Here is a 9,686-nt window from a genome sequence, read left to right as displayed (position 1 = left end):
AACAAAAACAAGTAAAGCTAAAATAAAAATGACCCCGTCGACCAGGATATTTTAGGGGTAATAATAAAGTTTTTTCAGGGGTCAATTTAGACTTGGCAAAAGGGGGCAATCTGAACTGGATTTTCCACGTGTAGCTACCGAAACTAAAGCGTACAAGAAAATACCTGTCATCACTAACTTTGTAGATGAGAACGGAGTAGACCGTATGAAGGAAATGATTAAAGAAAATTATGACCGCATCAAAGCTGAGGCGAAACAGATTGTAGTTGAGGAATTGGAGAGAATTCGCTATGATGAGAATCTGCGACATTTGTTGCCGAAGGAGGAGTAAACGATAAGAGCCGTTCGGTGTACAAAATGTGATAATAATTAAATAGTAAAAAACAAACATTCAATATATAAAATTGGGTGTTTGTTTTTTTGTTAACTAAACGATCTTTTATTTTGAGGCAATAGTTCACAAAATGTTTTATTCACAACAACACTTCTCAACTTACTTTTATCCGTAAAACATCGGGATAAAGCTTGAATTATATCTCCATAATTATCCCATCCTTTTTCATTCTGATAATAATAAGGTTTTATCGACACACAATTTTCATGTTCAAATAGAGTTCGCAACAAAGTGTTGTCTGACAAAGCACATGAATGCCCCATAATATAAACTTGATAAGGTGCAGCATTTATCAATGATTCTAACTTTCGATAATTATTTGTTTCCAGATATTTCATTGATTTTATATTATCTAATACATGAGGGATTTTTGACTTTTCTAGTTTTTTATATTCGTCATCATATTCATCCCCATACCCGAATATTATAGGATTAGATGGATCATTTAGTTTTCCGTGTATATGAATTGTTGAGGATGAATTAAATGAGACTGAGATTGGGCTCTGGTGTTCAAATCTATATAGCTCCTCTGTATCTGTATAGTTAAATGTCAGAAAAGTGGTTTTATCTGGGGATAATAGTTCAGATATCAAATCACTTACATCAGTATTCACCTCTTTACTTGTCATTTTAGAGAGATAATCTATAAACCAATCTTTAAAGTCTTTAAATCCTTCATATGTACCACCTAATCTAAATTTTTGGGCTAGTGATGATCGTTCCTCTAACCAAATTTTTCTTTCCGGTGTATTCATGAAATTGATAATTTTAGAGGTCAAATCATCTTTGAAGTCTTTCTTGTAAAGCTCTTTTATATCACGACCGAGTATTGGGGCTAGTATAATATCACTCATCCCTTCTACTTTAGATGGTTTGGGCAAGGTTAATAGATATTCAATAAGAGCTTGTTCTATTTGCTGAAATTCTCGGTTTAGATTAATTATAGACTCTTCATCATTATTAAATTCAAGCAGTTTATCATAATAAGCTTGCTCAACATCTGACCATCCTTTATCTACATAATTTCGTGTTATACTTATCAATAAGTCGTTTGTTCCTTTTTCGAAATATTCAGAAAAAACGAATGGGGTATCATGATAACCGACATCTAGATCATTATTATTATCAAGAGCAAAAACAAAATGGAGGAGCTTTGAAATTGGGAATTTTTTATCATCATAAATTCTAGGATAACCCTTTTCTCTTAATTTTGCATCATAAAGAAAAGCTCTAAATCGAATCATTTTTCGTTTATCGACAACAATCTGATCTTTATAACTTGGTCTTTCAAAGTTATCGGTAAGTAAGTCCTCCCATAACCACTCTACGAAGTTCCCATATCCTGTTTTCATCCCGTGTGCAAGATCAAAACCATTACCAATAAGTATTATTCGATTCATTATATTTTATCGTATTTTATGTATATTATCAATCCTTTTGTGACAATAAGAAATTAAGGACATTATATCTAATGCATCTTCTTCATTTATTTCCCATTTTATTTTAACTTCATGAGCTGTTGGGTTTCTAAACATTCCATACAACCCTTTCAACAAATTAGAAAAACCTTTATGTTCTGATTTTTCACTTTCTGACACGAAATTATTGATTATGAGAATTGGAGAATCGCCTCCAAACACAGAATCAACCAATTTCCCACCATCTTCTCGAACTTCGGATATTTCTCTTATTCTATCAAACACACTTTTTGCAGCTTCCAATACAGAATGAAAATAGTTTTCAGCTAATAATTCTTCCTTACAATAATTGAAAATTTCTCGATGCGCCTTCCTTTGCTCTAATTTTGTTTTCAAATCGTCTGCTTTTCTTTGAGCTTCTGAAATTGTAGATGCCTGTTTTATCTCGCTAAACTTTCCATTTTCATTCAGTTGATATCCAATAAAGCTTAATTGTTGGTTGATTTGATTTCTTTTTTCAGCAAAGACTTCTGGGTTATTGACATATTTTGCAGGAGCTAATGCGAGTCCGATAAAGTTCAATATGTGATTTGAACATCGATTCTCATTTTGATAAATAGCAAAAGCATCGTATATCCTTTTCCATTTAGTTGAAGTGGGCGATGCATCGGCTATTTTACTTTGTGCCAATAGGTGTTGTATTTCACTACCAGTCAAACCTGAACTTGTATCTCCAAGAATTTTAGAAATGCCTTCTAACGTCGGTTGTGTAAAACAATTTCTCAGTATTGCCATAATCTACTAATGTATAATGAATTAATCTTCCCAGTTTTTCAATAAATTGATTGTTTCATTATTGGGTTTATGTTGGCTTTCAATGGTGTCGATTGATATTATTACAGGCATTTGAACCAATTGACCAGACAAAATACACATTCCCGTTCCCAATATAGGTAAGGCCTCCGTTGACACTTGATCTAGGTATGAGATAGCCTTTTCGACCATATCTAAATCTTTATTATTTACGAGCCTGTGAATAAAATAATTATGAAGTTGAGAAATAATAGTAGTGGATATATCAGACGGTCTTTGGCTTGCAATAGTGAGAAAAACTCCAAATTTTCGTCCTTCTTTAATTATTTCTTCAAATGTTTCCAATCTATAATCTTTCCATGATTCGCTTTCCCGAAGAGATTCATAGGATAAAATATTATGTGCCTCATCAATAATGATATTCAATGACTTTTCTAATTCATTGTCAGTCTTATGATTTTTGTGTTCTGAGTATAATTTGTGAGAAATAAGGAGCGGTATCAATTTCTTTATATTGATATTTGCTTCATTGAGATTTATAACAGCCAAATAATCATTATCCCAAAAGTCAATAGCACTATCCTTGATTTCTATAACTTTAGCAATATCTTTTTGGAAACTCTTTAATTTGTTTATAGCAGGGGCAATATGCTCGTTATTAGCCCTATTGGTTAGCACGTCATGAATGAGTTGAAGATATAGAAAGTGTATGATTCTTGAAATGAAATCAGATTCAAATTCATACTGTTCAACCTGTTTATAAAGTTTGGTTTCTTTTACAAAGTTTCTATTTTCAATAAAACATTGGTAATTATTAAAATCTCCCAAGTAATAACAGAATTTATCTGGTCTCCACGCAAAATCGTCAATTAATCTACCCTCCTCACCATCTTTATTAATGTATTTAGGTAAAATCTGTTCTATGTAATCCAATAGTAATTTAGACTGTACCTTGTCTGACATACATAAAATTTCCTCTATTCGCTTTCTCAGAATATTATGAAAGTAGCCTAAAGAATCATTTACACCCATAACTTTTTTATAAAATTCGAGGGTTCGCCCAATGAATGGTTGTTGTGTTTTTTCTGATGCACTTGCCAGTATGGAAAACAAGTTCTTATCTAATAAGTCATTTTCAAAAAAAGGAAGTTTGTCTTTTCCTGTACTATCCTTCGTTGATAAGTTATAGACTTTTTTATTGCTTATAATTACATTGTCACCATTATATTCACCATTAAAATCAAAAAGCAGAAATCGCGCATTTCTCTTAAACTTATCCTGATCTTCAAATGCCCTAAATAGTTGCCTATATATTTTAGCCAATGTATAAGACTTACCACTTCCCGTATTTCCAAATATCCCGATATGACTGGAGAATAGGCTATTAACACCAACATATATTTCCTGCCCCCTCTCTAAAGCAAGAGTGCCTATTTGAATAGGTTTGTCATCCTGTTTAACAAATTGGTGAATTTGTTTAAACTCTTCACTATTTAGCAGAAAACACTCATTATCTATGAGTGGCAGTTCTTTTATACCCCGCTCAAACTTTGCATTTTCAATATATCCAAGCAGTTTAGCATTGAGGATTCTGTTTATTTTATTTTCTTCTTTTCCATACTCTTGTATAAACGGCAGCTTTTCTTCTTTAATAGATTCCCCTTCAATTTTAGCAATGATTGAAATAAAGCCTTTTTCTATTTTTACATACCCCCCAACAGATACATTCTTAATTAGACTTCCCTTATATAGCAAGTGAGAAGCATTCTTTACTTTATCAACCTTAACTTTAACTTCTCTTCCTTCCACAGAAAAGACAGTCCCAATCCTAAAAATAGAATTTTCCTGTAATATATTATCAACTCTATTGTCCATTGTTATTGTTAATGGGGATCATCCTGCTGATTTGTTCGAACACTTCTGCATTTAAGGTCTTAAAATCAAAATTTACCACATTCTTTTTTAGCTTAGCTAACTTGTCTTTATCTCCTTCAGCATTAGTTTCGATAAAATTTGAAGGAGTAACAATCAGAATGTTATTGTTTTTTGATTTCCCATTGTTCAATTTAAGATATTCTTCAAACTGACTCTTTTCATCATCTGAAAAAGAGAATATAATAATCAATAATGTTGGATTAGAGTCAGCTACTCGCATTGTGATTTTAGAGATATGTTCGTCAGCAAACGAAAATCCCATAACAAACAATAGCGAATTTTCTTTTTCTAATACATTAGAATATATTCGCATCAGTTCATAAAAATGCAGGTCGAGAACTGTGTCTTTAAATTTCTGTTTGGTCGGATTTATAACAACTAACTTGTCGTAACTGTCAGTAAATGGTTTTATTGCTTTTTTATCTATTTTAGATAGCGAGTTTGCTTTAGCAACTATTTCTGCAAGTGTATCTTTTTTATCTATTTTTATAAGTACATCTTTCTTAATAGATTGTAAGGCTTTATTTGTCACTTGCACATTTTCTAACAAACTATCATGAGATAATTGTTTTATATCTGTTCCGATTGATTTCCAATCTATTGATCCATGTAGTTTTAGCAAGTTGAAAACAGGAATTTCCGATATGTTTTGATAATGAGTACTTGTTTTTGTATATGATTTTTGAAAATTACCTTCATCAAAGACCGGATTTATTCGACCTTTAAAACCATCATTGAACTCTATTCCTGTTTTTTCTGCGGCACGCTCAACAAATAAGTCGATGTTAGTACTGAATATATTGATCTGTTTATTGTGCAGCCTGCTTGCTCTGCGTACAATAATATCATTCCAGAGAATTAAAAATTGCCGATAAACCCCTAACACATCGTCAGAATAACCAACGATATCATCGTCAATCTCAGACTGAAGATTCGGCTTAATTACATCAGTAAAATATTTCGCATATATTGAAGCTCGTATAATCTCTTTTTGAGGACTATTATCCTCTTTATTTAATTCTGTTAGCCAGTTTTCAATATCACCTAAAGTATTCAGATATGGACGTGACAAGCCAGAACCAATTAAGAAATTGATGTTGCAGGATTGGATCAGTTCTTTTATTTTTTCGATTTTCATTATTTGTTACTTATAGGATTATCACAAAGATAGAGTATTTTACTGATACAGATATGAAAGCAAGACTCTATAGTTTTGTCTATTTACATTTTTCAGTTTAAACAATAAGAACAGGAGGTAAAAACACCATATTCACCAATTGCGCATAGACAACCCCAGACACAAGCTACCACCTTTTTAAAACCTTGCAATCAGTCTATTAGTAAGATGTATTTTCGCTTTGCATTAATGTTAATGCAGAATAAAAACATCATTTATTATGGATCAAAACAAAGTGAAATCCGAAGAGCCTAAAGTCTTACTGACCCAAGGCGAAGATGGCAAATTAAAAGTCATCACAGGAGAGCAGGACGGTAAATTAAAAACCGTTGAACCCACCAAAGCGAATGCCGACCAGTTTTTAAAGGTTGATACCAACAGCAACTTTCTGGAAAATTTCTTCAAAAAGATGTCGGCACAGTTCAATCACCCGTCACATACAGGGGTTTATGCTGTCGGGATGTCAGCCGTAGATAAAATAGCTGCTTTTCTTGACAAACTTATCCGTATCGATCATACCGATAAAGCTCTCGATCCGTATCGCCTTAAGTTTGATGGTAAGGTAAAGATACATATTGAGCTAACAGGTCAGTTTCAACCCTTAGATCTCAATAAACTCAATTGGAAAGATACAGAGAAGCTGGGGCTTTCGGGTGAGAAGTTGCAAGATGCCCTCAAAGCAATGGTTTATGGGCATAAGTCACCCGGATTGGTCGATATCAAACCGACTATTGACGGTAATGAGTTCCCGATGCAGGCTCGCTTATCATTGGAACCACAGGAGGATGGTAGCATCAAGCTGGTAACCCATCCCAAACAGGAACAGCCCGATTTTGACAAACCATTCATGGGAATAAGCTTTTCCGAGCAGGACAAAGAGCAACTCCAAAAGACAGGGCATGGTGCACGAGTCTATGAATTAGAACCCATAGCCGGAGGAGAGAAAATTCCTTCGCTTGTATCTCTCGACAAAATGACGAATAGACTCGAAGCTGTCCCCATCTCCGAAATCAATATCCCCGAAACCTTGAAAAATGCCCCTCTTTCTCCCGAACAACAACAAGGATTGAGAGAAGGTAAAGCCGTATGGGTTGAGGGCATGGATAAGAAGGTAAAACCGGGAGAAGAACCACAGAAGATAGACCGCTTCGTACAGTTCAATGCCGTCAATAAGAATTTTGATTTTAAGTTCAGTGACGAACAAAGGCAACAGCACAAGGAACAGCGACAAGCCAAACAGAGTGAAGGACAAGCACAGGAAAAGCCATTACCCAAAGCCCGTAAAGTTGATGAGGTATGGATTTATTCTAAGCAAGGTGGCATACAGCTTAGTAAAGAAGAGTTTACCAAGCTGTGTAACAAAGAACCAATCTTTGTTGAGGGCATGCAATCCCGTCCGAAACAACAACAACAAGCTGATGCTTCGGGAGCACAAAAAGTGGAAGCTACCGATCAGAAAGGACAGAAGTACAATGCATGGGTATGGGTTGACGAGAGCAGAGATAAAGTTCGCCATACTTCGAAACATCCCGATCAAGTTCGAGCCATTGAAGCGAAGCAAGCTGCTAAGGATTCTCAGAAAGTGACTCCTGCTGCCGAGAGTAAAACTCAGGTGGCTGTCAATAATGAGGGCAAGACCAACGAGGCAACTAAATATTCCAAAGAACCGCTAAAGCAAGGTCAGACACAGCCCACCGCCAAGCAAGTTGAGAAAAAGGAGCAGCAACAGGAACAAAAACAATCTCCTGCTGCCCCGAAGAAAAGCAAAGGACGAAAAATGTAGAAATATAAAATAATAAAAGGGTCTGCGACCCCAACCACTAAAAAATCAATGTTACAATGAAAATAATAATAGCGGAAAAACCCTCTGTGGCTAAAAGTATAGCAGCCATAGTCGGAGCAAACAATAAAAAAGAATCCTATATAGAAGGTAATGGATATGCCGTTACGTGGGCTTTCGGGCATCTGATCGGACTCGCTATGCCGGAGCATTACGGTATCACAGGCTTTCAAAAAGAGAACCTACCGATACTCCCAAAAGAATTTAAACTCTTGCCTCGACAGGTCAAAGAGGGGAAGGAGTATAAGAATGATCCTGGAGTGATGAAGCAACTAAAGGTTATCCGCGAGTTATTCCATCGTGGAGAATCTATAATTGTGGCGACTGATGCCGGACGAGAAGGGGAACTCATATTCCGCTATATATATGAATATATAGGATGCACCCTTCCGTTTGAAAGGCTTTGGATCAGCTCGCTTACCGACAGAGCCATTAAAGACGGCTTTAAAACCCTTCGTCCCGGAGCTGAATATGACAATCTGTACGCTTCCGCCAAAGCTCGCAGCACCGCTGACTGGCTCGTAGGCATCAATAGCAGTCAGGCTCTTTCAATCTCGGCAGGGTATGGTGTTTGGTCACTTGGCAGGGTACAAACCCCGACATTGGCGATTATTTGTAGTCGGTATCTGGAAAATAAAGAGTTTAAATCACAGACCTATTTTCGCTTGAAATTGCAGGCAGAAAAAGAAGCAACATCGTTCTGGACTCATTCAGTAGATAAATTTGATACCAAAAGTCAGGCTGAAGAGATTACAGCAAAGGTAAAAGCCACAGGAAAGATACTCGTTACAGCAGTAGAACGAAAGGAAGTCAAACAAGAACCACCCTTGCTGTATGACCTTACTTCACTTCAAAAGGAAGCCAATAGCAAGTACGGTTTCTCGGCGGACAAGACGCTGACTATAGCTCAAAGTCTGTATGAAGCCAAAAAAATCTCCTATCCACGAACAGGGAGCCGTTATATTTCCGAAGATGTGCTGGAGGAAATACCACACCTGATCGCTACACTTCGTTCGCACTCACTTTTTAGGTCCTATATTGATGGACGATTTGATACCAAACTCAATACCCGTTCGGTCAATGATGCTAAAGTGACCGACCACCATGCACTGATTATCACGGAAGAACCGGCAGGCAATTTACCCAAAGACGAACAGCTTATCTACGATATGGTTGCCGGACGTATGCTTGAAGCCTTTGGCGAACGTTGCATCAAAGAGAACACCACCGTATCACTTGATACCGATGGCGTACACTTTTCCTGCAAAGGAAGCGTTACACTCGTCCCCGGCTGGAGGGCGGTATTTGATACTAAAGACGAGCCAAACGATGAAGAGGATTCCATCACTTTACCTGTTCTTCTGGAGGGAGATAATCTTTTTGTTCGTGATTGCGAGATTCAAGAAAAGCAGACGAAGCCCCGCCCATTGCATACGGAGGCAAGTTTGCTTAGTTATATGGAGTCAGCAGGCAAAGAGGTGGAGGACGAACAACAGCGTGAGGCAATGAAAGAATGCGGTATCGGAACACCTGCCACCCGTGCATCCATTATCGAAACGTTGTTTTCCCGTGAGTATATCGTCAGAGAGAAAAAATCTCTTGTTCCGACCAATAAAGGACTGGTGGTCTATCTGGCGGTCAAGGACAAGAAGATAGCCGATGTAGCTATGACAGGACAATGGGAGGAAGCCTTAAACAAAATAGCTTCGGGAGATATGGATGCGGTTACCTTCCACAAAGGAATAGAAATCTATGCCTCGCAGATAACTACGGAACTGCTTTCTACAGTCATCGAACGCACGGATAATTACAATACTTGTTCTTGTCCTAAGTGTAAAAACGGACAGGTGGTATTTTATCCCAAAGTGGTAAAATGTAAGGATGAAAATTGCGGACTGGCCGTATTTAAAACCATTGCTAAGAAAGAACTGACGGACGGACAACTCGATGATCTTTTGATAAATGGCAAGACTGCACTGATAAAAGGGTTCGTAAGTTCTAAGACCGGAAGTACCTTTGATGCCATCGTAAAATTTGATGCGGACTACAAAACGGTTTTTGAGTTTCCAACACGCAAAGAAGGTCACAAGAAGAAACGTTCGAAGTAAA

The 9,686-nt window shown here is 36.7% G+C and carries 6 protein-coding genes and 1 pseudogene; 3 read left to right on the top strand and 4 right to left on the bottom strand.

Translation table 11 applies throughout. The features are described 5' to 3' along the window. Positions 1–133: 133 nt before the first annotated feature. Positions 134–331 (top strand): annotated as a pseudogene (locus E4T88_RS18775) (hypothetical protein); the annotation flags it as partial. A 92-nt stretch (positions 332–423) separates the two neighbouring features. Here the strand turns inward: E4T88_RS18775 and E4T88_RS16805 are convergent. From E4T88_RS16805 to E4T88_RS16790, 4 genes are read right to left on the bottom strand one after another with little or no spacing between them, the layout of a single operon-like run. Beyond that, positions 424–1,794, bottom strand: coding sequence for an AbiH family protein (locus tag E4T88_RS16805; protein ID WP_082206689.1), 1,371 nt, complete (start codon positions 1,792–1,794; stop codon positions 424–426). 6 nt (positions 1,795–1,800) lie between these two features. After that, a complete protein-coding gene (locus E4T88_RS16800) occupies positions 1,801–2,607 on the bottom strand; it encodes a TIGR02391 family protein (RefSeq protein WP_050701802.1) in 807 nt (268 codons plus the stop codon). A gap of 21 nt (positions 2,608–2,628) precedes the next feature. After that, positions 2,629–4,500 (bottom strand): ATP-binding protein, encoded by a 1,872-nt coding sequence (locus E4T88_RS16795; protein ID WP_050701803.1) that lies wholly within the window; start codon positions 4,498–4,500, stop codon positions 2,629–2,631. Then, positions 4,490–5,698, bottom strand: coding sequence for an SIR2 family protein (locus E4T88_RS16790; protein WP_135107453.1), 1,209 nt, complete (start codon positions 5,696–5,698; stop codon positions 4,490–4,492). The genes E4T88_RS16795 and E4T88_RS16790 overlap by 11 nt, the downstream gene beginning before the upstream one ends. Positions 5,699–5,957: 259 nt before the next feature. Between E4T88_RS16790 and E4T88_RS16785 the strand changes: the two genes are divergently transcribed. Further along, positions 5,958–7,520: a DUF3945 domain-containing protein gene (locus E4T88_RS16785; protein WP_050701805.1), complete on the top strand. Its 1,563-nt coding sequence runs from the start codon at positions 5,958–5,960 to the stop codon at positions 7,518–7,520. Positions 7,521–7,576: 56 nt separating this feature from the next. Beyond that, on the top strand, positions 7,577–9,685 hold the full coding sequence (locus E4T88_RS16780) for a type IA DNA topoisomerase (RefSeq protein WP_050701806.1): 2,109 nt from the start codon (positions 7,577–7,579) through the stop codon (positions 9,683–9,685). Position 9,686 lies beyond the last annotated feature (1 nt).

It is taken from the genome of Dysgonomonas mossii (assembly GCF_004569505.1).
Classification (GTDB): domain Bacteria; phylum Bacteroidota; class Bacteroidia; order Bacteroidales; family Dysgonomonadaceae; genus Dysgonomonas.
Note: the sequence above shows the minus strand (reverse complement) of the source record. Positions and strands in the feature narration are given on the sequence as shown.